Annotated in this window: 25 protein-coding genes and 1 tRNA gene; 15 read left to right on the plus strand and 11 right to left on the minus strand. The window is 62.4% G+C overall.

Going from position 1 to position 24,085, the window contains the following annotated elements:
- The first annotated feature begins 1 nt into the window (after position 1).
- From PMN64_RS11055 to PMN64_RS11065, 3 genes are all read left to right on the plus strand, one after another.
- A complete protein-coding gene (locus PMN64_RS11055) occupies positions 2–1,216 on the plus strand; it encodes a c-type cytochrome (protein WP_411780730.1) in 1,215 nt (404 codons plus the stop codon).
- Between the two features lie 135 nt (positions 1,217–1,351).
- Positions 1,352–2,032 carry a response regulator gene (locus PMN64_RS11060; protein WP_016843264.1) on the plus strand — a complete coding sequence of 227 codons (681 nt, stop codon included), beginning with the start codon at positions 1,352–1,354 and terminating at the stop codon, positions 2,030–2,032.
- 119 nt (positions 2,033–2,151) lie between these two features.
- Entirely contained in the window at positions 2,152–2,892 is a 741-nt protein-coding gene (locus PMN64_RS11065; RefSeq protein ID WP_411780709.1) for a LuxR C-terminal-related transcriptional regulator, read from the plus strand.
- Positions 2,893–2,994: 102 nt separating this feature from the next.
- Here PMN64_RS11065 and PMN64_RS11070 read toward each other — a convergent pair whose 3' ends face one another.
- Positions 2,995–4,368 (minus strand): hybrid sensor histidine kinase/response regulator, encoded by a 1,374-nt coding sequence (locus tag PMN64_RS11070; protein ID WP_411780710.1) that lies wholly within the window; start codon positions 4,366–4,368, stop codon positions 2,995–2,997.
- A complete protein-coding gene (locus PMN64_RS11075) occupies positions 4,365–5,537 on the minus strand; it encodes an FIST N-terminal domain-containing protein (protein WP_304498212.1) in 1,173 nt (390 codons plus the stop codon). The genes PMN64_RS11070 and PMN64_RS11075 overlap by 4 nt, the downstream gene beginning before the upstream one ends.
- Before the next feature lie 463 nt (positions 5,538–6,000).
- Between PMN64_RS11075 and PMN64_RS11080 the strand changes: the two genes are divergently transcribed.
- The gene (locus PMN64_RS11080; RefSeq protein WP_028344109.1) at positions 6,001–8,034 is read left to right on the plus strand and encodes a methyl-accepting chemotaxis protein; all 2,034 of its coding nucleotides are present in this window, start codon (positions 6,001–6,003) and stop codon (positions 8,032–8,034) included.
- Between the two features lie 141 nt (positions 8,035–8,175).
- Here the strand turns inward: PMN64_RS11080 and PMN64_RS11085 are convergent, their stop codons facing one another.
- Positions 8,176–8,544, minus strand: coding sequence for a DUF3175 domain-containing protein (locus PMN64_RS11085; RefSeq protein WP_411780711.1), 369 nt, complete (start codon positions 8,542–8,544; stop codon positions 8,176–8,178).
- Between the two features lie 184 nt (positions 8,545–8,728).
- On the opposite strand from PMN64_RS11085, the gene PMN64_RS11090 reads away from it, so the two are divergent.
- From PMN64_RS11090 to PMN64_RS11105, 4 genes are all read left to right on the plus strand, one after another.
- Positions 8,729–10,219, plus strand: a complete 1,491-nt coding sequence (locus PMN64_RS11090) for an MFS transporter (protein WP_411780712.1) — start codon at positions 8,729–8,731, stop codon at positions 10,217–10,219.
- Positions 10,220–10,222: 3 nt separating this feature from the next.
- Positions 10,223–11,056 (plus strand): trehalose-phosphatase, encoded by an 834-nt coding sequence (otsB, locus tag PMN64_RS11095; protein ID WP_411780713.1) that lies wholly within the window; start codon positions 10,223–10,225, stop codon positions 11,054–11,056.
- A 202-nt stretch (positions 11,057–11,258) separates the two neighbouring features.
- Entirely contained in the window at positions 11,259–12,710 is a 1,452-nt protein-coding gene (locus tag PMN64_RS11100; protein ID WP_259245074.1) for a trehalose-6-phosphate synthase, read from the plus strand.
- Positions 12,711–13,508: 798 nt separating this feature from the next.
- On the plus strand, positions 13,509–13,685 hold the full coding sequence (locus tag PMN64_RS11105) for a hypothetical protein (protein ID WP_411780714.1): 177 nt from the start codon (positions 13,509–13,511) through the stop codon (positions 13,683–13,685).
- A gap of 7 nt (positions 13,686–13,692) precedes the next feature.
- Here the strand turns inward: PMN64_RS11105 and PMN64_RS11110 are convergent, their stop codons facing one another.
- The gene (locus PMN64_RS11110; RefSeq protein ID WP_155258562.1) at positions 13,693–13,845 is read right to left on the minus strand and encodes a hypothetical protein; all 153 of its coding nucleotides are present in this window, start codon (positions 13,843–13,845) and stop codon (positions 13,693–13,695) included.
- A 708-nt stretch (positions 13,846–14,553) separates the two neighbouring features.
- On the opposite strand from PMN64_RS11110, the gene PMN64_RS11115 reads away from it, so the two are divergent.
- Positions 14,554–14,643, plus strand: a tRNA-Ser gene (locus tag PMN64_RS11115).
- A 775-nt stretch (positions 14,644–15,418) separates the two neighbouring features.
- Here the strand turns inward: PMN64_RS11115 and PMN64_RS11120 are convergent.
- From PMN64_RS11120 to PMN64_RS11150, 7 genes are all read right to left on the minus strand, one after another.
- Positions 15,419–15,553 (minus strand): hypothetical protein, encoded by a 135-nt coding sequence (locus PMN64_RS11120; RefSeq protein WP_259245075.1) that lies wholly within the window; start codon positions 15,551–15,553, stop codon positions 15,419–15,421.
- A 607-nt stretch (positions 15,554–16,160) separates the two neighbouring features.
- The gene (locus PMN64_RS11125) at positions 16,161–16,388 is read right to left on the minus strand and encodes a hypothetical protein (RefSeq protein ID WP_028341578.1); all 228 of its coding nucleotides are present in this window, start codon (positions 16,386–16,388) and stop codon (positions 16,161–16,163) included.
- 383 nt (positions 16,389–16,771) lie between these two features.
- Positions 16,772–16,972 carry a hypothetical protein gene (locus tag PMN64_RS11130; RefSeq protein ID WP_028341577.1) on the minus strand — a complete coding sequence of 67 codons (201 nt, stop codon included), beginning with the start codon at positions 16,970–16,972 and terminating at the stop codon, positions 16,772–16,774.
- Between the two features lie 43 nt (positions 16,973–17,015).
- Positions 17,016–17,297 (minus strand): DUF1488 family protein, encoded by a 282-nt coding sequence (locus PMN64_RS11135; RefSeq protein ID WP_028341576.1) that lies wholly within the window; start codon positions 17,295–17,297, stop codon positions 17,016–17,018.
- A 40-nt stretch (positions 17,298–17,337) separates the two neighbouring features.
- The gene (locus PMN64_RS11140) at positions 17,338–17,634 is read right to left on the minus strand and encodes a hypothetical protein (protein WP_028341575.1); all 297 of its coding nucleotides are present in this window, start codon (positions 17,632–17,634) and stop codon (positions 17,338–17,340) included.
- Positions 17,627–17,893, minus strand: a complete 267-nt coding sequence (locus tag PMN64_RS11145; protein WP_411780715.1) for a hypothetical protein — start codon at positions 17,891–17,893, stop codon at positions 17,627–17,629. The genes PMN64_RS11140 and PMN64_RS11145 overlap by 8 nt, the downstream gene beginning before the upstream one ends.
- Positions 17,894–18,235: 342 nt before the next feature.
- The gene (locus PMN64_RS11150) at positions 18,236–18,481 is read right to left on the minus strand and encodes a DUF6894 family protein (RefSeq protein ID WP_028341574.1); all 246 of its coding nucleotides are present in this window, start codon (positions 18,479–18,481) and stop codon (positions 18,236–18,238) included.
- Positions 18,482–18,667: 186 nt separating this feature from the next.
- On the opposite strand from PMN64_RS11150, the gene PMN64_RS11155 reads away from it, so the two are divergent.
- The 6 genes from PMN64_RS11155 to PMN64_RS11180 all read left to right on the plus strand — a co-directional run bounded on the left by PMN64_RS11155 (position 18,668) and on the right by PMN64_RS11180 (position 24,043).
- Positions 18,668–18,862 (plus strand): hypothetical protein, encoded by a 195-nt coding sequence (locus PMN64_RS11155; protein WP_028341573.1) that lies wholly within the window; start codon positions 18,668–18,670, stop codon positions 18,860–18,862.
- 56 nt (positions 18,863–18,918) lie between these two features.
- Positions 18,919–19,065, plus strand: a complete 147-nt coding sequence (locus PMN64_RS11160) for a hypothetical protein (RefSeq protein ID WP_259245076.1) — start codon at positions 18,919–18,921, stop codon at positions 19,063–19,065.
- Between the two features lie 599 nt (positions 19,066–19,664).
- Complete coding sequence (locus PMN64_RS11165; RefSeq protein WP_028341572.1) at positions 19,665–20,036, plus strand: hypothetical protein; 372 nt, start codon at positions 19,665–19,667, stop codon at positions 20,034–20,036.
- 1,721 nt (positions 20,037–21,757) lie between these two features.
- Positions 21,758–22,765, plus strand: a complete 1,008-nt coding sequence (locus PMN64_RS11170) for a TAXI family TRAP transporter solute-binding subunit (RefSeq protein WP_411780731.1) — start codon at positions 21,758–21,760, stop codon at positions 22,763–22,765.
- Positions 22,766–22,797: 32 nt separating this feature from the next.
- Positions 22,798–23,391 (plus strand): hypothetical protein, encoded by a 594-nt coding sequence (locus PMN64_RS11175; RefSeq protein ID WP_411780716.1) that lies wholly within the window; start codon positions 22,798–22,800, stop codon positions 23,389–23,391.
- Positions 23,392–23,428: 37 nt separating this feature from the next.
- A complete protein-coding gene (locus PMN64_RS11180) occupies positions 23,429–24,043 on the plus strand; it encodes a hypothetical protein (RefSeq protein ID WP_411780717.1) in 615 nt (204 codons plus the stop codon).
- The last annotated feature ends 42 nt before the right edge of the window (positions 24,044–24,085 follow it).

Below are 24,085 nucleotides of genomic sequence, written 5' to 3' on the forward strand. Positions count from 1 at the left end.
CGTGTCTTGCATCGCCCGAAACGAACTGCGCACCCCCTCGCGCAACACGCGGTTGGAACATGCAATCCGGACCGTGCTGCTCTCCGCCCTGCTGATGGCGCCGGCCCTGGCGGCCGGCGCCGGCGAGGCAAAGCCGCCGCTGCGGCTCTGCGCCGACCCCACCAATCTTCCGTTCTCGAGCGACGACCCGGGCAAGCCCGGCCTCTATCTCGAGATCGGCCAGGCGGTGGCGCAGAAGCTCGGCCGCACGGTGAGCACCAATTGGTACAAGTCCTATTTCGGCAAGCGCACCGTGCGGGAGACGCTGCTGAGCAAGCAGTGCGACGCCATGGTCGGCCTGCCTTTGATCGACGATTTCATGGGGCCGGCGGTGATCTTCTCGAAGCCGATCGCCCATGAAGGCTATGCACTGGTCGGTGGCAGGGATCGCAAGCTTGCCGGCATCGACGACCTCAGGGGATTGCGGGTTGCGGTGCAGTATCAATCGACGCCGCAGAACCTGCTCGCGCTGCGCGACGACATCCGGAAGGTCACCGTGCTCAGCCCGGAGGAGGGCATGGCGGCGCTCGATCAGGGCAAGGTCGACATCGCCTTCATCTGGGCGCCGGTGGCGGGTTGGCTCAACAAGACCAGCTACGGCGACAAGTACCAGATCGTGTCGACCGAGGGCGACGGCCTGCTCTGGGCGACCGCGATCGGCTTCGCCAAGGCGTCCGGTGCGCTGCGCGATGAAGTCGACGGCGTGCTGCCGTCACTGCAGCCGGAGATTTCCGCGCTGTTTGCCAAATATGGCGTGCCGAACGGCGCGCCGGTGAAGTTCGGCGAGGCCGACCGGGCGACGACGTCGTCCGTCGGCGCCAGCGAGCCCGTCACGGTCGGGCAGGTAGCCGCGGCCGAGAAACCGGTTCAGACCGCCGCGACCGCAGGCGATGCCAAAGGCGACGCCAAGGGGGATGCCACCGCCGGGCGGGAGGTCTTCAACGGAACCTGCGCGCATTGCCACGGCCCGGACGCGGTGCAGGCCGAGCGAAAGATCGATCTCAGGCTGCTCAAGAAGCGCTATGCTGACGACATGGAATCGACATTCTGGAAGACGGTCCATGACGGGCGGCCGGCCAAGGGCATGCCGGCCTGGAAGGACGTCTTCAACGACGACGAGCTCAGAAACGTATATGTCTATCTGCAGAGCGTGCAGGATACCGGCGGATCAAACTAGAAGCTGCGATTCGCAAGAGGAGCGTTTTCAAGCGAAGTGGATACCGGTTCGCGTGAAGAAAACGCGTCAGAACATGAATCGAGAGCTCCGTTCCGATCCAATCGGAACGGAGGCTTGAGCCGTGCGAGGGTCCTCATGATGGGGTTCCTGATCATCGACGATCATCCCCTGTTCGGGGAGGCGCTTGGCAACGCCATCCGCATCTCGCATCCCGATGCCCGGATCTATGAGGCCACCTCGATCAAGGGGGCGCTTGGCATCCTTGCCAGCGAGCCGAATATCGACCTGGCGCTGCTCGACTTGCTGCTGCCCGACGTGGTCGGCTTCTCCGGCTTCCAGAAGATCAGGGATCGGTATCCGCGGCTGCCGATCGCGATCGTCTCGAGCGAAGAGGACAAGCACACCATCCGCGAGGCGCTCGAGATGGGCGCGGTCGGCTATCTGCCGAAGTCGACCTCGCTCGGCGAGCTCTCGCAGGCGATCGCGCGCGTGCTGAGCGGGTCGGTCTCGGCGCCGCGGGATTTCGTCGCGGTCGGCGCGCTGGAACAGTCCGAGACGGCGCGGACGCTGCGCGAACGCATTCAGAAGCTGACGCCGCAGCAGATTCGCGTGCTCCATCTGATCATCCGCGGCCTGCAGAACCGCGAGATCGCCGCCGAGCTCAAGCTCGCGGAATCCACCGTGAAGGCGCATGTGACCGAGATCCTGCGCAAGCTGAAGCTGTTCAGCCGCAACAAGGCGATCATCGAGCTTGGCAAGATTCCGCTTCCGGTCCCGGAGGCCTGTTCGGGCGCAAAGGCGGAGAAGGCGCCCTAGCCGTGCTGCACTGCGAGGCGGGCGCATTGGATATCCTGCCTATAGGCTGCCAACCGGCTTTGAGATAACGTCGCGCGCACAATGGCTGTCATGAGCATCCGAGGGAGGACGGCGCAGCATTGACCACGACCGCGCCCCTGGCGGACGAGCCGCCGCCCGGCAAGGCGGGTGCGCCTCGATTGCTGATCGTCGAGGATCACCCGCTGTTCCGTGCCGCCCTGATCGGCGTGATCGGGGCCGAATTTCCCGATGCCGAGGTACTGCAGGCGACCTCGATCGACGGTGCGCTGGATGTGATCGCCGCGCGCGACGGCCTCGATTTGATCCTGCTCGATCTGTCGATGCCCGGGACCACGGGCCTGCTCGGTGCCTACCGGGTGCGCGCCGCCGCGCCGCGCAGCGCGCTCGTGATCGTGTCGGCGCATGACGATCCCCGGATTGTCGGCGGCGCGATCGCGCTCGGCATTTCCGGCTACATCCCGAAGTCGACGCCGAAGCTCGAGCTGGCGCGGCTGTTACGCGGCATCCTCGAAGGCGCGGTGTGCCTGCCGACGCGCTTCCGCGATACCGCCACCGCGCGGAAGGCCCAGGCCGAGACGCGCGAGCTGGTGCAGCAGCTCGGCCAGTTCACCGCCCAGCAGCTTCGCGTGCTCGACATGATCTGCCGCGGCCTGCAGAACAAGCACATCGCCTATGAGCTCGACATCTCGGTTACCACCGTGAAGGTGCATGTCTCGGAGATCCTGCGCAAGCTCGGCGTGCGTAGCCGGACCGAGGCCATCATCGCGCTGTCGAAGCTGGACTTCGGCAAGCATGACCACGCGCCGGTGACGGCCTCGCCGTCGTCGCATGGCGACTAGAGCCTTTATCCGTTCCGATGGAATCGGAACGGGGCTCTAAGTTCTTGTCTGACGCGTTTTCTTCACGCGAACCGGTATCCACTTCGCTCGAAAACGCTTTGATCATAACCGCGCGCCCGACTGCTCCGCCGCCAAGAGGAACGACAGCAGCGAGCGCATCTCGGCGGGCTTGATCGGCTTCTTCAACAGCTCATGGCCGAACGCCGATACGTCGGAGGCGGCCTTGGCCGAGTAGTCGGCCGTCACGATGATCGCCGGAACCTTGGCGTTGATCGCCCCGCGGATGACGTCGACGGCCTGAATACCGGTCTCGCCATTGTCGAGATGCAGATCGGCGATGATGGCGTCGGGAATGCCGTCGAGCGCGTGGATGCGCTCGAGCGCCTCGGTCTTGGAGATCGTCACCGCGACGTCGCAGCCCCATTTCTCCAGCAAATGGGCGAGCCCCTCGGCGCTCGAGAGGTCGTTCTCGATCAGCAGGATCTTGGCGCCCTCCATGCCGCCATAGCGATAGTCGACGCTGGCCTGCTCGCGCACCGGGATCGCAACCGGATCCTGGGTGCGGGGCACGGTGACCGAGAACACCGAGCCCTTGCCGGCGCGCGAGCTCAGCCTGATGTCATGGCCGAGCAGGTCGGCAAACCGGCGCACGATCGAAAGACCAAGCCCGATGCCGGCCTTGTCGCCGGCGCTGGTCTCGCCGCGCTGAAACTCGACGAAGATGGCCTCGCGCTGCGCTTCCGGAATGCCCGGCCCGGTGTCGTGCACCTCGATGCAGATGTCATCGCCCCTGGCCCGGCATCCCATCAGCACGCTGCCGCGCTGGGTGTAGCGCAGCGCATTGGCGACGAGGTTTTGCAGGATCCGTCGCAGCATCAGCGGATCGGAGCGAACCACCGCGGACGACGGCATGATCCGGAAGCCGAGATTGCGTTTGGCGGCGGTCGCGACAAATTCCTGCTCCAGCGGCTCGAACAGCGAGGCGATCGCGACCGGCCCGAATTCGGGCCTGAGCACGCCCGCATCGAGCTTGGAGATGTCGAGCAGCGTCCGCAGCATGTCCTCGAGCGTCGCCAGCGAACGATCGATCTGGTCGGTCAGCGCGCCGCTCTTGGACTCGGTTGCCATCTCGGTCAGCGCGGACAGCGTCAGCCGCGCCGCATTCAGCGGCTGCAGCAGATCGTGCGTGACCGAGACCAGCACGGATGATTTCAGAGAACTCGCCGCCTCGGCCTGCTGCTTGGCCTGCAGCAGGCGACCATTGGTCTTCTCCAGCGATTGCAACGCGTGCTTGAGCTGCTGGGTGCGGTCGCGCACCTGCTGATCCAGCGCGATCGCGGTCTCGAACAGCGAGAAGGCGTTGAGCTGCTGATCGGTCGAGCGTTCGACGCGCGACATCAGCGCCGCGTTGATCTTGCGCAGCTTCTCGGCCTCGCGTTCGAGCGCCGCAATTCGCGTGGTCTTGGTATCGGTCATTGCGGCGCGAGTGCCCGCTTGCCGATGGCGATGCCGGTCAGCGTCTGGTTGACATGCATGGAGCGATACTGCTCGCCATAAGTCTGAAAGCCAATCACTTTGTTGCGGCGATAGAGCTCCGACATCTCCCGCGACAACTGGCGCTGCTCGACGTCGAGCCGGCGCAGCACGCATTCGAAGCCGATGAACATCGACACCTCGCCGAGATCCTCGGTCAGCTCCTTGAGCAGGCGGCTCGTCACGTCGATCGGGTCGCGCTCGCGCGCCACCGTCAGCACCATGCCCTCGTCGATGGCGCAGAAGAATTGCAGCGATCCGTCCGGGTTGGTGCGCTGGATCGACCGCGCGTAATAGGCGCCGCCGACGCGAACCAGCACGGGGTGCGCGGCGAACGAGAACAATTCGAGCTTGCTGTCGCTGAGGCCGACGGCGCGGGAATATTCCAGCGCGGCCGGCTCGGCATTCAATTCCTTGACGATGCGGTGCTCGATGTCGGCCTCGGTCACCACCATCTTGGTCGAGGTCGGTTCGAAGTGGTCGCACTTGAACAGGCGGAACGGCAGCCGGGTCCTGATCAGGATCAGGACCGCGGCATCGGTAAAGGCCTCGCCGCCATGGAAGACCCAGGACTTCTCGAAGCGCAGGCCGTCGCCGGCGGAGCCACCGACCACCGGGATATCGCCGAGCGACGCATAGATCGCCGACATGATGGTCTCCTCACGCTGGCACATGCCGTCGATGAAGAGCAGCCCGAAGGAGTCGTGGGTGTGATCGCAATGCTCGGTGCGTTGCGCGAATTCGTTCTGCAACTCGGTGCACATCGAGCGGCCGTGGTCGACCCGAAATGTCGAAAGGTCGAACAGCGGCCGGGCCGCGATGATGAAATCGGCCGCGTTGAAGCCCATCGCGACGACGCTGTCCTCGTCCCAACCGCTGGGCGACAATTCGCCGGCCGTGGTGCAGCCGAAGATCGGAACGTCGGGCATCCGGCTGGACAGTTCGGCAATGAATGTCTGCGGCTCATAGACCGGCGACACGAACACCACGAGCATCGCGAGATCGGCCGCCGCCAGCTGGCGCGCGATCTCGTCGGCTGCTTCCCGCGGCCCGTCGGTCTTTGCCTGCACCACGACTATACTGTCGGCGGCGCTACCGTTCTGCTTCGCCAAAGGCGCTCTCCCTGACCAGAATTTTTTGCTTTTCTTGGCGCGGCCGGTTGAGCCCGCGCGGGTCGTGAGGGCGTCCGGGCCATGCCGCGATGGCTCGCGTTCCGGCTCGCCCGTGTCTTTCAGGTCGTGAGGGGAAATGCCATTGGCCGGGCGACCGCGCCGGCAGCTACGCTCGCCGCAAGCGCCGATGGCGCCGGTCGACGCGATGACATGGGACACCTCCCGATGTGTTCTCCTGGCCCGGGCAGGGTCAGGTTTGATCGGTTCTAAACTATCGGGCCGGACCCGCGCGTCAATCACCTTACCCACCCTCCTAGCCCGACCAAGGTAGTATCGCGCCGGACCGGGCGGCCGCTGCCCATTTACCGGGCCTTATCGATTCTGCCTTAGTTTTGCGCTCCGGGGTCTGGGGCGGGTTGCTGCCGGACCCCTCGTGGTTTTCAGAATGAAGACGGGGGTTGGAATGCCGGGGCTGAAGCGATCGTTGTCGATCAGGATCCCAACCCTCAGATTTCGCGCCAAGATCATGCTCGGCTTTGCCGTCACGCTGGCGCTGTCGGCAGCCACCATGGGCTTTGCCTATATGGGCTTCGAGCGGGTCTCCGCCGGCGTCGGCTCCTATCGCCAGAGCGTCGCGGAAGCCGATCTGGCCCGCAACATCGATCGCGAATTGATCTCCTACCGTTCGCTGGCGCGCTACTTCGTCGCGACCGGCAAGGAGGACGACGCCAAGGCCGCGCTCGCCGCCGAGGGCAGCCTGAAGGACGCTATCATGGCGTCGATGAAGGGCACCACCAATCCGGCCCGGCTCGAGCAGATCACCAAGCTGGAGCGCGAATTCCGCGCCTTCACCAAGATTTTTGCCGAGATCGTCCGCATCAAGGACGACAGCGCACAGACCGCGCAGAACAAGCTGACCCGCAGCGCGACCTCGATGCGCTACAAGCTCGACGACCTCCCGAGCAATGCCGATGATTCCGAGCTGCAGTCGATCCAGTTCGGCGCCAAGAAGGTGGCCGACCAGCTCCAGTCGATCACCGGGGCCGTCAACACCTTCGTCGTCAACGGCGACAAGACGGTCGCCTCCAGCGCGCTCGCCCGGCTGAAATTCGCCGACAATCTGGTGAAGGCGATCACCTCGAATAACGAGCGCATCACCCAGGGCGTGAAGGACATCACCGCGCTGCTCGAAGAGTACCGCGAGGCGCTCGCCAAACTGATCGCGAATGCGAAGTCGATCGACGAACTGACCGTCGAGATGACGGAGTCCGCGGCCGCCATCAGCCAGGGCGCGGCGGCGATGAAGTCCGATCTGCTCGCCGACCAGAAGCGGCTTGAAAACGAATCGCACGCCATGATCGGCGAGACCGAGCAGCTGATCCTGATGCTGGCCGCCGGCAGCTTCGTGCTCGGGCTGGTCTGGGCGTTCCTGCTGGGCAAGGGTATTTCGCGACCGATCGCGGCGATGTGTGCGGCAATGCGCGAGCTCGCGGCGGGCAATTTCGACGTCGTGCTGCCGGGCCTCGGCCGCCGCGACGAACTCGGCGAGATGGCCGGCGCCGTGGAGGAGTTCAAGGTTCAGGCGATCGCCAAGGCCGAGCGCGATGCCGCGACCCAGGAAGCGCAGAACAAGGCGAGTGCGACCATGCGGCGCAACGAGCTGATTCGTTTCGCCGACGAATTCGAATCCGCCGTCGGCTCGATCGTCTCCAACGTGTCGGCCTCCGCCGTGCAGCTCGAATCCGCGGCCGGTACGCTGACGCGGACTGCGGAGACCACGCAGAACCTGTCGAGCCAGGTCGCCGGCGCCTCCGAGGAGGCCTCCAGCAACATGCAGTCGGTCGCCTCCGCGACCGAGGAACTGTCGGCGTCCGTCGACGAGATCGGCCGTCGCGCTAAGGAGTCGAGCCAGATCGCCGATTCCGCCGTGCGTCAGGCCGAGCAGACCGACGCCCGGATCGGCAAGCTCTCGCGCGCCGCGCAGGAGATCGGCGACGTCGTCAAGCTGATCACCGCGATCGCCGAGCAGACCAATCTGCTGGCGCTGAACGCCACCATCGAGGCCGCGCGCGCCGGCGACGCCGGGCGCGGCTTCGCGGTGGTTGCGGCCGAGGTGAAGTCGCTGGCGAGCCAGACCGCCAGGGCGACCGACGAGATCTCCACCCATATCTCGGGCATGCAGGCGGCCACGCAGGAATCGGTCGCCGCCATCAAGGAGATCGGCGGCACCATCGGGCAGATCTCCGGGATCGCGACCAACATCGCAAGCTCGGTCGAGCAGCAGAGCGCGGCAACGCAGGAGATCGCGCGCAGCGTGCAGAACGTCGCGCAGGGTACGCAGGAAGCGGCCTCCAGCGTCACCCAGGTGAATCGCGGCGCCACCGAGACCGGGGCTGCCTCCGAAGAGGTGCTGAACTCGGCCCGCTCGCTGTCGGTCGAGAGCTCGCGGTTGCGCGAAGAGCTCGACCGCTTCATGGCGAATATCCGCGCGGCGTAAGGCGCGCTTGTCTATCCATCGTCGTCCTGGCGAAAGCCATGACCCATAACCACAACTGTTTGTCGGCGGAAGGGCTACTCGCCGCGTGCCCTTTTCGTGCGCCGCGGCGTATGGGTCCTGGCTTTCGCCAGGACGACAGCGTCAGTCCCGTCCGAACTGGTGCTTCAACTCGACCTTGGCGCGCTCCAGCCGCGACCGATCGGTCTTCGGAAGCGTCTTGCCGGCGCGGTTGATATAGAAGGTCAGCATCGACAGGGCGGAACGATAGGCGCCGCTCTTGCGACGCGCGCTGTGCTCGGCGGATTGCTTCAGCGATGATGCGATCTTCTTCGCGCTGGTCTGCTTGAACACGCCGCGCTTGAGATCGAGCGCGTCGCTCTCTTTCGTCACCCGCTGCGACCAGCGCTTCGCCGTCGTCTTGCTTGCGCCACGCCTGCGACGCGTCGCGCTCGTGGACCGTGCCGGTGATTTCCTTGCCGTCTTGCGTGTTGCTTTCTTGTGTGCGGCCATCGATGCCTCCGTGTCTTTTGAGCCGAGAACAGTTCGCCGCAATCGCGGTTCCTATGCCGCATTGCGGGAACCCTTGCCGGCCTGCGGCGTTGACGTCGCGTGGCGGGCACTCCGTTTGCCGCAATTCCGGGTGAGTGAACCTTGGAACAGATCGTTCCGGGGCTTTTCTCATTGGTCGATCCTGATGACACTGCAGCCGACACAGTTGAACTCCGCGACGACGCAACAGGCCGTGGCTCCGGTCACGCCGGACGATGACCGCATCATCGAGACCTCGATTCCGGTCCGGCTCGACAATCTCAGCTGGAGCCGCTTTCACACCCGCGTCGTGCTGGCGCTCGGCATCACCTGGATCCTCGACGGGCTGGAAGTGACGCTCGCCGGTGCATTGTCGGGCGCGCTGAAGGACAGCCCGACGATGAGCTTCTCCAACGCCGATGTCGGTCTTGCCAGCAGCGCGTATCTTGCCGGCGCCGTGCTCGGCGCGCTGGGTTTCGGCTGGCTCACGGACCGGATCGGGCGCAAGAAGCTGTTCTTCATCACGCTCGCGGTTTATCTGTCGGCGACCGCCGCGACCGCGCTGTCGTGGAATGTCGCGAGCTACGCGCTGTTTCGTTTTCTCACCGGTGCCGGCATCGGCGGCGAATATACGGCGATCAATTCTACCATCCAGGAACTGGTGCCGGCGCGCTATCGCGGCTGGACCGATCTCGTCATCAACGGCAGCTTCTGGATCGGTGCCGCGATCGGTGCGCTGAGCGCCATCATCCTGCTCGACCCTGCGTTCCTTGCTCCCGATCACGGCTGGCGGATCGCCTATTTCACCGGCGCGGTGCTCGGCCTCGTCGTGCTGTTGATGCGGATGTGGATTCCGGAGAGCCCGCGCTGGCTGATGATTCACGGGCGTCCCGAGGAGGCCCACAAGATCGTGGCCGACATCGAGACCTCCGTGCTGGGTCACGAGCAGCCGAGCGCAGACTTTGAGAAGATCAGGCTCCGGATGCGCGATCATACGCCGCTGCGCGAGGTCGCGGTGACGCTGTTCTACACCTACCGGCAGCGCTCGCTGGTCGGGCTCACGCTGATGGCCGCGCAGGCGTTCTTCTACAACGCGATCTTCTTCACCTTCGCGCTGATCCTGACCGACTTCTTCGGCGTCGCCGCCAGCAATGTCGGCTGGTACATCCTCCCCTTCGCCGCCGGCAACTTCCTCGGGCCGCTGCTGCTCGGACGCCTGTTCGATACGCTCGGCCGCCGCACCATGATCGCGCTGACCTATGGCGTCTCGGGGGTGCTGCTGGCGCTGTCCGGCTATCTGTTCTCGATCGGCGTGCTCAGCGCGCAGACCCAGACCATCGCCTGGATGGTGATCTTCTTCTTCGCCTCGCCGGCCGCGAGCGCCGCCTATCTCACCGTCAGCGAGACCTTTCCGCTGGAGGTCCGCGCGCTCGCGATCGCCGCCTTCTATGCGATCGGCACCGGCATCGGCGGCGTGATCGGGCCGGCGCTGTTCGGCGTGCTGATCGACACCGGATCGCGCAACAGCGTCTTCGCCGGCTACCTCTTGGGGTCGGCGCTCATGATGGTCGCCGCAGTGGTCGCATGGCGCTATGCCGTCGCGGCCGAACGGAAATCGCTCGAATCTGTCGCGCGACCACTGGCATGTGTGGAGTAGACTATGACGAAGCATGACGTGGCCGAGATGCCCATGGATGATGACGTCGCCCCTGACGCCAAGACGGACAGCGTGCCGACGCAGGCGTCGCTGATTCCGCCGCTCCGCCAGGCCGCGGTGCTGCTTGACATCGACGGCACCCTGCTCGATTTCGCGCCGACGCCGCGTGAGGTCTGGGTGCCGCCGGAACTGTCGACCACGCTGAAGCAGCTGCATGAGCGCACCCACGGCGCGCTGGCGCTGGTCAGCGGCCGCTCCCTCAATGACATCGACCTGATCTTCGCGCCGGAAGTGTTTCCTGCGATCGGCGGCCATGGCGCCGAGATGCGGCTGCAGCCGGACAGCGAGGCGGTCGCCGCACACGCGCCGCCGCTCGACAAGGAGTTGAAGCGCCGTCTTGCCGCGATCGCAAAGCTCAGCCCCGGCATTCTGCTCGAGGACAAGGGCTATTCGCTGGCGCTGCACTATCGGCTGGCGCCGCAGGCGGAGAAGGCGATCTATGAAGCGGTGTCGCTGATCCGCGCCGAGCTGCCGAATGCGCCGATCGAGGTGCTGCCGGGCAAGAGCGTCTGTGAGATCAAGCATTCCGGCTTCACCAAGGCGACCGGCGTGCTCGAGCTGATGACGCATGAGCCGTTCAAGGGACGGCGTCCGTTCTTCATCGGCGACGACGTCACCGACGAGACCGTATTCGCGATCATGCCTGATTTCGACGGTCTCGCGTTCTCCGTCGGCCGTCGCGCAACCGGCGTCGCCGGACATTTCGACGGACCGAGCGATGTGCGCGAATTCCTCGCGCATCTGCTCGACGTTGATAGGGACGTCAGCCTGTCCTAACCGAAACGCATTCATCGCAGCCGAATCGAATACGGTGCTTTTGCGTCGTGGCGTCAACCTCGCGCGCAATTTTCTTTTCGCGAGTTCCCGCGAGTTCCGTGCGTGTTCGCCAGAATTTGGTTTCAATTGGGAGATTCCTTGATCAGGAACCATCTTGATGAATGGTTGTTAATACGCGAGTTGACCAACAGGAGGGGACCTGGTGAACCTCGTCGTCGTATCGAACCGCGTCTCGCGCGGAAAACCCAATGAACCCATGACGGGGGGGCTGGCAGCGGCATTATTGCCGGTGGTGGAAAAGACAGGGGCAATATGGGTTGGTTCCAGTGGACGCGTCCGCGACGGGAACCTGAAGGAACCTTTCGCAGAGGTCGAAGCGCTCGGGGCGGGCGCATTGGCGATGCTCGATCTGCCGGCCGCGCACTATGGCGGCTATTACGAAGGCTTTGCCAATTCGGCGCTGTGGCCCGCGATGCATTCGCGCGCCGATCTGATTCGTGCGTCCCGCGAGGACTACATGAGTTATCGCGAAGTGAACGCGTTCATGGCGCGCGCGTTACTGCGCTTCCGCAAGCCGGATTCCGTGTTCTGGGTCCAGGATTATCATTTCCTCGCGCTCGGCGCCGAGCTGCGCGATCTCGGCGTCACGCAGCCGATCGGCTTCTTCCTGCACACGCCATGGCCGGCGCGCGCGGTGATCGCGGGCGTGCCCAATCATCGCGAGCTGATCGAAGCGATGCTGTCCTATGACCTGATCGGCTTCCAGACCGATGAGGACTGCGAGAACTTCCTGAGCTATGTGCAGCACGATCTCGACTTCGAGCTGCGCGACGGCGTGATCAATTCGCCGTTCGGCCGCACCCGCGCCGCGGTATTTCCGATCGGCATCGATCCCGGCAAGTTCGCGCAGCAGGCGACCAAGGCGATGACGCATCCCGACGTGACGCGGCTGCGGCGCAGCCTCAACGGCGAGAAGCTCGCGATCGGCGTCGACCGGCTCGACTATTCCAAGGGCCTCGTCAACCGCATCAAGGCGTTCGACAAGATGTGGACGCTGCATCCGAACCTGAAGCGTTCGGTGTCGCTGCTGCAGATCGCAACGCCCTCGCGCGGCGCGATTGAAGCCTACGGCAATCTGCAGAGCGAGGTGGCGAAGCTCGTCACCGACGTCAACGGCGTGCATGGCGAGGTCGACTGGACGCCGATCCGCTACCTCAACAAGGGCTTTGGCCAGGGCGTGCTCGCAGGCCTTTACCGCACCGCGCAGGTCGGCGTCGTGACGCCGCTGCAGGACGGCATGAACCTGGTCGCCAAGGAATATGTCGCCGCGCAAAGCCCGGCGGACCCCGGGGTGCTGGTGCTGTCGAAATTCGCCGGAGCGGCGAACGAGCTCGACGCCGCGCTGCTGGTCAATCCGCACGATATCGACGGCATGGCGCGCACTTTGGCGACGGCGCTCGCGATGCCGCTGACCGAGCGGCGGATGCGCTGGGAAGCGATGATGGAGAAGCTCAACAGCGGCACCATCCAGCAATGGTTCGCCGATTTCATCGAGGCGCTGCAGGATACGCACAGTGCGGGAAACGCGGCGCTGCCCGAGCCACCAACCCTGTGGCCGCGCCGCACGGCGGATTTTGCCGCGCGATATCACTGAGCGAGCATGACGATGCAGGATGGGTGCGTTAGTTCGCCCATCCGCCGTGCTGTCGTCCCTGCCTAATGCGCAATTGCGCACGGGAGCAGGGAGGACACTGAGTGTGTTGCGCGGCCAGGTGCTGTCCTAGTTAGGACACTCGCAGAGCGGAATTAGGACAGACAGCGAAACATATTTGAGGGACGCGGCTGTCATAATCTGCAATCTTCTACAGGCGGCGCGGTAAGGCGGCCTCAGCGTTTGTTCCAACGCGCTGGGGCCGTTTCCTTGGGGTATCGCTAGGAAAACGGTCTAGCTGGAAGACCTGATTGATTGCCACTCTTTACGTAGCATCTCGGATTGGTCCGCCAGCATACGCCATTGGTCTGCGACGTTCCTGACAATTGCACGCTCGGGAGTGAGTAGCTTCAAGGCCACCTCATCACACTGCTCTGCCATCGCTCGCATCTCTTCCGGCGTCATGGGTCGTACTAGAACGCTTCGACCGGGGCGGCATTTGCCTATGTTGCGGCCTCAGCGTGCTCCTCGCTGGGGTCGTTTCTTTGGGCCAGGAAAAAGCCCGCTCGCGCCGGGCTTCGTACTTCAAGCTGACTTGCGAGATAGTGCCGCTTCTCGACTGCCGCGATGTCGAGAGCCTTTCAGCACCTCATTCACGCGACCGGGATTCACGTCGTACGTCGCAGCGATTCGACGCTCAGGCTCACGGCTGCGGCGTGGTGATCCGGCTTCTTTGAGAAGCCATTTAGTGGTGGGACTGGCGGCACCGGCGGAGGCAATGGAGAGGAAACGTCACTTGATTTGGACCCTTTGCTGATCGCTCTTCTCAAGAAGATTCCCGCCGCTGAAAAAGGTTGGCCTGCTGTACAACGGGTGCGCTGGTTCCGGACGTTGAACGTCTCGCAAATCTATGATGGCGACGGCGATATGGCCGAACCGGTCGAGTTGAAGATTGATTTGGATAAGGCCGCCAACTGAGGCGGCCTTATTTCTGTTCGGGGTGCAATTCGCGCTTCTGATCTTCATAATGTTTGGTCAGAAGGGCCATCCCCGCCAAGGTAAACTCGTCGGTGACATGCATGGACAGCGCCTTTAAATGCTCGATCTTGCCGTCCAGTTCGACACACTTTTCGCACATGACACGCTCCCAATCCGTGAAAGGCGGGAGCGCAAACTGGTCTCTCTGTCACCGACGCGCGGTGTATTTGCCGGTGATACGGAGATAACAGGGGCGGCATTGGATGCGTTCCTGTAGAGTTCGCCCGGGCAGCAAGGGGGTGACTGGAACTCCGTTCACCCACGGAGAACCCCGGTAACACTTCTCCTCTGTGGAGGAAGAACAGTTGGCGGACCATAACGATTGCTATGGGTAGAACATCCGCCGCGCGACTCAGTAATCCTACCGAGAACATCGGCCAAGCTACCGTTTCCGTTCGCTTAATCCGAATTAGGACACTCCGAAAATCAACTTAGGACACGGGGGCTTAAATACGGACAGCACCCGCGGCCAGTGGTCATAACTTCGCGTTCCCGCGACGGGGCTCGCGAAAGCGAGAATCCGGCATCCGTTCTTCCAGGAGCGATGCGGCCCAATAGATTCCGGGCTCGCGCCTGCGGCGAGCCTCCGGAATGACGAAGAGGCGGGCTGATCGGATGCATCCATTGATTTGCGCCGCTCCCTGACCGACCGCCGGCCAAAATCGCGCGCGGCCGCGCGCAAGGCGACGGCGCGCGGCCGCCATCGCTATCAATTTACCCAATGTTTTCAATCTGTTGTGGAAATTTCGCGCGCCCGGCCCGCGCTCCCTTGCAAAATCCGCCTCAGCCCTTCAAGAGAGGGCCTCCCGGAGAGATGGCCGAGTGGCTTAAGGCGCACGCTTGGAAAGCGTGTGTGCGGGAAACCGTACCGTGGGTTCGAATCCCACTCTCTCCGCCATCGCGCGATTTGGCACGCCAAACTACGATTTCGAGCCCTCAATGGCGGCGGAACGCCACCTTTGCAAGCGCTTTGCGCCAGCGCCGTAGGCCTTCGCTTCTCCGAGCGCATTTCGCGAACCTTTACATGCCTCGGCAAGCAACTTGCGTTGTCGTACATGCGAAATCCTCCCTGTACGACGACCTTTCGTGGGATCGTCATGGTGAGGGCTGCGATCTCTAATGTGCCAACACGCCGCCGGGTCGGAAGCGGCACGAACTTCGGGGTTTCGGCAGCGGCTAAGACGGTATCGTGGAGGCGGCCGGATACTCTTCGATCGCTCGGCCGTCAGCCTTTGGTCGCAAAACTATGCAGCCTAGCGGCCATTGCCTCGTCGGCAGCTGAAGCCGGCTTCATCCCTGATCCGGATGTATCGCCTTCTTGTCCGCGCAGTACTTTGCAATAAGAAAGCGGATTCCCTCTTGCGCAGTCTGGTCGGTTACGCAGCTTGAGAGCTTTTGATAATGCTCGATTCTCTTGTCGAGTTCGATGCACTTCTCGCACATGGAGAGTCTCCAGCTAGGAGGCGGAAGCGCCTGTCGTCCTCAGTACCGCCGTCGATGTGCATCAAGGAGAAGCTCAGTGCCGTCAGCGATCGCTTCAACGCCTGACGGCGTTGTGCCGCTCGTGATGACGAAAATGACTTTCCAGGACCGATAGAGGGAATTGATGAGCTACTGCCAGCGCCACTCGCTCGGGATCTTGGAAGCAATCAAGCTAAAGCTTCAACCTCTGCTTACTTCTTCTTTGCAGGACCGAAGTCCGGCTGCCAGCCTGCCTCTTTGCGGCTGGGCGCCGCTGCAATCACCTTTGCTTTTTCCTTCTTCGGTTTCTTGGCTTCGCGATTGCCGCGTTGCTGTCCCTTGGCCATGATGTCTATCTCCAATTGGGGTCTGAGTTCTTCCAGCCCATTCGGCTGCAATAAGCGTCGCGGGCGACGTAACGATGCGGACGCACACGTTGCCCTCGTGCCCAGTTCGCGCAAGGCGCATCACAACGGTCTTGCCGCGACTGCGTCGAAAGTGGCGTTTGCCGTGATAGGTTCTCCCTGTCACCAAGCAGGCGAAGGGAGCCGTGCTAGCCGTTGAGGATGGCCGCAGCACATACGAGAAGCAGAAGAAACAGCGGCACGATTACCGGCGGAACGATCCATTCCGAGGCACGAAAACGCGTCATCGAACGCTCCTGCTAGTCCATTGGCGGGAGCGCACGTGACCCTCAGTCACCGGTCGATGCCGTTGATGATACGGTGATACCAGCCACCCTACGCCTGTGGCTGGCCAATAGCGAGCACTAAAACGCGTGCGACGGTCGCGATGCTAAAGTCAGTGCGCAGCGAAAACTTGGAGCAAACGCGGCGTCGTATAGTCCTGATCGAGCAGTGCGGATTCATCCCGTTGTGCTGCCGCCGTGAAAGTCTTGTATTCGTGGAGCTCTGTCGCTACGCCTAGCAAGAGTACAGCAAAGAAAGCGGTGTCTTAGTTTGATATCAGCCGCTCCGCCATGAGCCATTGATGGACGATCTGCCATTTGTCATCGGCGCCCGACCGAAAATCCAGTAATGTTGGCTCGCGCCTGGCTTTGATCTCGAGGAAAAACCGCCGCGCGTCGCGTGCGCAGGCTTTTCCATCAAGCGGCTGCGTCCCGATCCAGTGGTTCCATTCGCGAACGATCGCCTGCCTCGCTTCGCGATGATGCGACGTCATTTAGCGGGCCTTGTTGGCGGTTTGACGGGAAGCTCGGATTCTCGCGCCAATCGCTCGGCTTTGAGACGCTCGCGGTTGGCCTGGAACGCTTTGTCGGCTTTGGCACGCTCGCTCGGCGCGGCCTCCACTTTTCGGAATATCTTGTTGGCTTCTCGCGCCGCGGCGGTAGAGCCCTGGCGTCCGAAGCCTCGGTCTCTAATCATCCCTGGCACTCGATCCTCCCTAAATTATGAGACAGTCTCGGGAGACACGACTTCGGCTTAGGTCTCGGTGTGTTCGTCCGTCGCTGGCGGCGGCCTTACGATTCACGATCTTTCGCCGCCTTCGTCAAACGTCCTGGTGTCATTCCGGTTCCTGCGACGACGCCTCCCATACGGAAATTGCTAGAACAAACTGTCTGTCGACTTGTCGAGCCGTCTTAAGGAGCCGCCGGTTTCGTTGAGGTGACCCACCAGTTCACCCGAGAGCCGATAAATCCTGCTGCCCTTCAGATCGTAAAGCTTCCGGCCCTTAAGGTCGAAAATAGCGGTATCGATCACCACGGCGACGTGTACGCCATCACTGTTGACTATGTCGCCCTTCAAGCGTGGTCTCCCTTGTTTTCGCGACCTCGGTGGCCCGCGACTCTTACTGCTTCCTGAAGTCGATGCTTCTTAGGATGATGCCGGCGGGCACACCTTCGAACTCGCCCGCCATGTATTTGACGGTGGCGCGGGCTTCAATGCGCTCTCGCAGTCGCATGAACTGCGCTTCGCGCTCGCTCGATGGTGCGCGTCCTGCCCCTTCTAGCTCATCCATCGCGGAGGTCGAGATCGCACAGGGGACGACCTTCGCGCCGTCGCGCATCGAGAACTGGACGATCATGCGGTCGTATTCGAAACTGGTGAAACAAGCTTGTTCAAGTGCCATGCGACTAAACCCGTTGCCGTTGGCTGAAGCCGGCACAGCTTCAGCCCTGCCCATCGAGCCGGACAAAATCCGCCAGAATCGCCGCGACGAGATCGCGATGCCTTGTGTCGTCAGGCGACAGGCTCGCAGCGTAGATGTTCAGCACGTACCGTGCCTTGGCGGCCGCTTCCGGCCATGAGGTCGCAGCGACCGACATTAGTCCGTTTTCCAGCACGCTTTGCCGTTCGCGCAGCTCCCGCGCACGACTCTCGACATCCGTCGTTGCGCGGCGGATTTCCGTCGCTTTCTGCGCTGCAATCCCACGATGTTTATCCAGATCGAGCGGTTCGTCACTCATCTGGCATGCTCGCGTCGGTCCGTTGTGCATCCGCCAGGTCGACCGGACCGATGGAAAACATCTCCATCCTGGCGCCGTGCGAGGCTGCCGGCACGATCATCATGGTCGCAACGCGGCGATAAGACGCGAAGGAAAGCCCTTCGTTCATCTCCTCGTCTGTGATGACTTCGTAGCGTCCGGCGGGCAGGGGGTGATCGATGCCCCTGATCTGGAACGAATGCTTGAAGGTGACGACTTCCCGTCGCGAGCGAGTTTTCATGTACGCCCGCCTTTTGCCAACGCTCGGGCGCCCGTGTCGGCTCGCCCATAAGCAACCATGCGCTCTTTCGACGGCATTAGCTACCGCTTTCTCGCGGTCCGATGTCGCGCGGCCGGGACGCCTCAAGCGCTCGCTATTCCCCCGGCGGACGCGTCATGATGCCCCATAACCGCCCATTCGTCGGCATCCATCGGTCACTGAGAGTTAAGTGCGCTCCCGCCAAACACGAGGAGCGTCGCCCCACTGTTTTTTGCTGCTTTTGACTACTGTGAGGGCTCTATTGTGCAGCCACATCGGGCGGTGGTCGACCTCTCGCGCCGAGCGAGAGGGGGATATGGGGCCTCACTGGAAACGTCTAATCTCGAAGGTGAACGTCGCCCGTAAGACCGGTCCATCTTCGTCGCGAACGTTGATTGCAAGACGGCGTGCAGGAGCATCGATAATGCAGCGTCGAGCTTCATCCTTGGCCAAGTGTGCCAGCGCGAAGGTTGCTTCGTGTTGCATAGCCTCCAGTGAAACGAGATCTATCCCCTGTTCGTCGGGGATCATCTCATCACCTTCGCGCTGATCGAAAAAGTGCCTACGCATGCGATTGCTCCCGAATAGGCGGGAGCGCTGTAGCGTCTCTCTGTCACCGGAAAATGCCCAGATCGGATCTGGTGATGGTTGCCAAGCTAGCCGACTTCCAAGCATTCCTCAATCTTAGACGATGTCAGTTCGATTGTGGTGAGGTTCGGTCTGGCATGTTGACCGGCCGCGGCGCATACTCGACGAATGAAGAACCGCATCGGTTGGACGACTTGCCCCTCCATTGGCGGCAACTACGCAGTGGCCGAACTCCTCGAGGGTGGTGTAGTCGGCAATGGACTCATCACCTTCGCCACCAAGGCGCAGGCTCAGGAATTCATTGATTCTGGCCAGGCCGATGAGTTGGGGTCGCGTGGTTCTGTCCCCAAAAGCCGCGAATGACCACGCGCGACGAATGGACCGTAGATATTGAGTGTCCACGTTGTGGGAGGCTGGACGTGGCACGGCTCTCACAGGCGGACGGCTACGCCTATGTGAGGGGGGACACCGCTACCCGCGCCGACCATGTGCCCGTCGGCTTTGCCTGCATCGATCCGGAGACCAGCAGCTTTCAGTGCTCGAAATGTCAGGTGTTAATACCGTGACGTCACTCCCGCGAAAGAACGACAAGCGGCCATGACCATTCCTCGCGAATTGCACGCTGCCGAGGAGGATTTCGTCGGGATGGCCGTCGCTGACCGACGGTGACGGGCCATGCCACATCGTGCGTCGCAAAGCGGGGCCAATCGTCGAGGATCTTATCCGATAGGCAGTGGAAGTAGCCAACCGTCGCAATCCCTCTCCGGCAGTTCGCCCCAGAATTATGCGACGTTCGATTAACGCTTGCGCAGTTTCAAGTCACGCCGGTCGCAGCGTGAAGGACCACCCCAAGGAAATCATGGCGCGCCGTTCGTACGCAGAACGCTACCAGTAGCGGTTTTGTCACGAGTGACAATCTGCGTGCGCAGTCCGCCGCAGAACAGAACGCCCTTTACACCATCAAGCTAGCCATATAGCGTCCGAATACGGGTTGGCAAATTGCTCACCTCGAAGCTGCCCATGAAGCAGCGACTTCCGAAGTCGCCGCCAGTCGTCGTAGCAGCAGCTCACGTGCCATCGGAAGGCGCAATCATAACATTGTGTTTGTCACGGAGCGTCAGCGTCGCGGGCGCGTCTCTGCGCGCGCTCAAGAAAGGCGACCTTCATGAAAATTCCTGCAATCCTGCAAGGCGAGGCACGGACCCGCTTCCTTCAAGGGATCGCGTTCGGCGCGGTGGCAACCATGGCGATTGGATTTATCTGGGGCGGTTGGGTCACGGAGGAAGGCGCCAGAATCATGCGCACCACAGCGGAGACCAGCGGCCGGATGTCCGTTCTGGTACCGATTTGCGTCGCTCAGTTCACAGCCGCGGACGGCGCTCTCGCCAAATTCAAGGCGGCAAGCATTTACTCTAAAGAGAACGTCGTCAGAGAATTCGTGAAGAATGTGGCATCCACGAGCATGGATTACTCGTTTGCCAAGGCTTGTGCCACCGGGATCGAAACGGAGCTCGCAAACGCAGCAACAAAGAGTTGACGAGCGTACAAGCAAGCCGGGAAGGATCACGCGCTCCGAGATTGCCGTTCGCGCTTCATGGGGTCGGGATAACGCCGGCTCGATTCTGCGCGCCAACGAAGCGGAGGCGCCGGGGGCGGCGTAGGTGCCCTCAATCGGAGCTCAATTGGTCGGACCGAAACGACGCATCAAGAAATGCGTAGCTGGTCGGACCACAGTGCTGAAAAGCGGTCATGATGCCGCGCCAGACGCATTTTCTCGTTCAATCCTTTGACCCTGCGAAAGGCGATCAGTTAAAGGCCGGTACGCCAATTGCGTGCCGGAGCGAGGAAAGTGCGCGTCGAACTGCCGAAAGGCTTGCCATGAGTAAGGCAGGCGTCGTTGCCTTCTCGACAAGCTCGGATCCCGAGACGGGTGATTACGACGACCAGCCGACTGTGTTCTTTCGAGCAGGTAGGGTGCCTGCTGAATTCGATTCGATGCCTTGATATCTGTTTTGCGTCATTGCTTCTTCGGCAATGAAGACTGGCGGGCTCTCTACTGAGTCGACAAAGATCAGGACAATTGCGGCGGCGCCGAGCCGAAAGATCGGAGCATGGCAGCTAACTCGATTTTAGCGAGATGGTGACGCAGCGATCAATGCAGGAGCCTGCAACAGTACAAGTAACATGATGCCCGTTGGCTCTTCTTGCGAGGTGTCGGGTCGACGTGGCCTTCCTGGAAGCAGATTTTGGTTTCATATCCGTGCGTCAAGCGACCATATGCGCAAAGGAAATTCGATGCGAAGCATTATTGCCGTAATAGTTTTGTCTACGTGCGTGCAAAGCGCCATCGCTAAGGGGCCGGACTGTCGCGCCATCGGAGGCGCGACCGCACGCCTGGCCTGCTACGACGCAGCCTATCCTCCGAAATTGGAAAAGCCCGCAATCGTTGAAAGCGACGCCGGGCGGCCTCCATACAAGGACCCGTTTGCAGTAGAAGAAGCTCGGACAGCTGCCAAGATAAAGAATATCTGCCGCGGCTGCTGAAATGTCTCGGAACAACGCCACTCGTTCGCCGTATCACGGAGCGTGCAACAGCCGGATCACGATGGCGCGGCTTTTGCGCGTTTCTGATGATACCGGCAGCCGGGTTCTTCCTGCCGTTGCTGTTTTTGGTCCGTCCGGGCCTCACCGTGACGAGCTCCAGCGCCTCGGCGCCGGCGATGGCCGAATACGGGACCATCCATACGCTCAGTCACTTGCATCCCATCGCCGAACAAGCAGCCCATCAGCAGGCGCATCAGTGGGAACGGCGGGATTTCGCTAAATCGCGCAGACGCGTTGGCTGATCGTCGGGTTCGGAAGCATCGGCCGTGAGATCGCCAAACGTACCAAGGCGCCACCATTGAAGCGGTCCCGATCGCGTGTCGACGCCGCGAATCTGCCGTCACGCTTGTCGCAAGCCGACGTCGCGGTGCTGGCCTTGCGCGCTGAATGAGGAAACCCGCAACCTCGCCGACGGTCAGGCAGGGTTTCCGGCGCCTGCCGTCAGTATGGTGCCGGTGATGTTCCACCCTGTGATCCCTCGCTGCTGCGGCGTGGGGGCAGGCACAGTGGATAATCCGGAAGGGGTAGGGGGCTCCCCCATGCGGAGAAATGGCGCGCGCCGATGAACTGCATGAAACTACGACAAAATGACCGATCGGCGAGGGCGGAGATCCCATGGGACAGACCGCAAAAAGTGAATTGCACCCGTTGCGCATGCTGGCGCTGCTGATTCCGCTGCTCACGACCGTTCCGCTGTCCAACGTGGATGCACAGGCGCAGCCTGCTGCAGCGCGTCAATTGCGACGCGAGCCGCCGCCGCCGCAAAAGCCGCAGGTGACGATGAATGCCTGGACGGTCGGCCTCGCCGGGGGCCTGCTCGAGGGCGCGCCCATTCGTCTCGCGGCCGAAATCGCCCGCGTCGTAGACGATGGCGACAAGCTGCATGTGTTGCCGGTCGTGACGCGCGGGCCGACGGAGAATGTGAACTCACTGCTGTATTTGCGCGGCATCGATGCCGCCATCATCAATTCCGACGTGCTCGAGGAATACAGAAGCCAGGTGCCGGATATCCAGCAACGGCTGGCGTTCGTGCTGAACCTGTTTCCGTCCGAACTGCATATCTTCGTTCGTCCCGAGATCCAAAGCCTGAGCGATCTCGCCGGCAAGAAGGTGAACTTCAATAATCTGGGTACTGCGGCGGCCTATTCGGGGCCGCTGATCTTCAGCCGCCTTGGCCTCGATGTGGAAAAAACCTTCATTCCTCATCAGGTCGCGCTCGAGCAGATGCGCAAGGGCGAGATGGCCGCGGTCGTCTTCATCACCTCGAAGCCGGTGGATGCTTTCGTGCGCGGCCGCTGGGAGCCGGGATTCAAGTTCCTGCCTGTTCCCTATGACAGGAGGTTCGAAGACTTTTATCTTCCCGCCTCGCTCGAGGCCACGGAGTATCCCAATCTCATCAAGCAGGGCGAGCGCGTCACGACAATCGCAGTGCCGACCGCTCTGGTGGCTTTCAACTTTCCGGCCAAATCGAACCGCTATGAGCGCCTTGCGCGCTTCGTGGAGTATCTGTTCTCGCGGATCGACAAGCTGCAGCAGCCGGGCTTCGACCAAAAGTGGAAGACGATCAATCTCGCCGCGACCGTTCCCGGCCTGACGCGCTTCCCCGCGGCGCAGGCGTGGCTCGATCGCGGGCCGCGCACCGCCGCAAATCCATCGCAATGAGACGCGCGGCGACCTGCGCGGTGGCTGGAGTTTTGCTCGCAAGCGGTATTGCTTCGGCGCAGGCGGCAGGATTTCGTCAGATCGCTCAGCTCCGCGATTGCTCCGCCAAGGAGCGCTCCGAACGGCCGGAGTGCTCCGAGAAGACGCCGCGGGCGTCAGCGCTGCCCCAGGCGAGCCAGGCTAGCAGCTGGGTCGTCAGCCTGACCACTTCACCGCTCGACTATTCACCGGTCGCCACCGCTACGACGTCGTCGCGCGACGGTGCCGGCGAAAGCGGAATGACGCTTTTGATTCGCTGCCATGGCGGGCGGACCGAACTGATCGTCGCCGGATCCCGCGTGTCCGGTCGCGGCGATGGATATGCGATTTCCTACCGTATCAACGACGGTCCGCCGCAGCAGGTCGCGGCAGCCGTGCCTGCGTCCGGGACCGGCGTTGCGTTCGGCGGCGACGTGATTCGCTTGCTGCAGTCCCTTCCGGACGGCGGAGGTCTCAATATTCACCTCGCACCCCGTACCGGACCGGCGCTGGATGCGGTGTTCCCGTTGGGCGGGATGGATGTGGTGCGCGCGAAGATCACCGCTGCGTGCAGGTGGCCACAACCGACCGCAAAACCCAACGGCTAGAGATTTGAATGACGTGTCTTTAACAGGAGAGGCATCCATGCGCGTGTTTCAGCAAATTGCGAAGGTAACCATGATCGGAGCCGCAACGGTGCTGCTGTCTGCTTCATACGCTGCGGCGGAGCAAGGCGGCGGACGGTATTGGACACCGACAACAACGAATCCCACTGCGGACTATCGGCACGTTTCAGAAAAGGTCGAAAGGGTTCATGTCTCGCGCAAGGCGACCACCCACAAGGGGGAACGATCTCCTCTCAACGCCAACGCCCGGCTTCCATCGAACGCCAAGTCGCACAACCTGATCCTGCAGGTGAACACGAACGATCCCGCAGCCATGAATCTCGCGCTCAACAACGCAGTCAACGTTGCGCAATATTACAAGGATCTCGGCGAGAAGGTGAAGATCGAGGTGGTCACCTTCGGACCCGGCCTGCACATGCTGCGCGACGACACGTCGCCGGTGAAAGCCCGTCTCGAGGAAATGGCGCTGAGCACGCCGGAGGTCTCGTTCAAGGCCTGCGGCAATACCCAGGAAAAAATGCACAAAGCCGAGAACAAGGACATCCCGATCGTTCGCCAGGCGGAGGTGGTGAAGTCAGGCGTCGTGCGCGTGATGGAACTGCAGGAGAAGGGCTGGTCTTATGTGAAGCCGTGACCTGTGGCCTAACCCGAAAGGGGTGGGTGGGTCCTCCATGCG

Source organism: Bradyrhizobium sp. UFLA01-814 (genome assembly GCF_046718885.1).
Taxonomy (GTDB): Bacteria; Pseudomonadota; Alphaproteobacteria; order Rhizobiales; family Xanthobacteraceae; genus Bradyrhizobium; species Bradyrhizobium elkanii.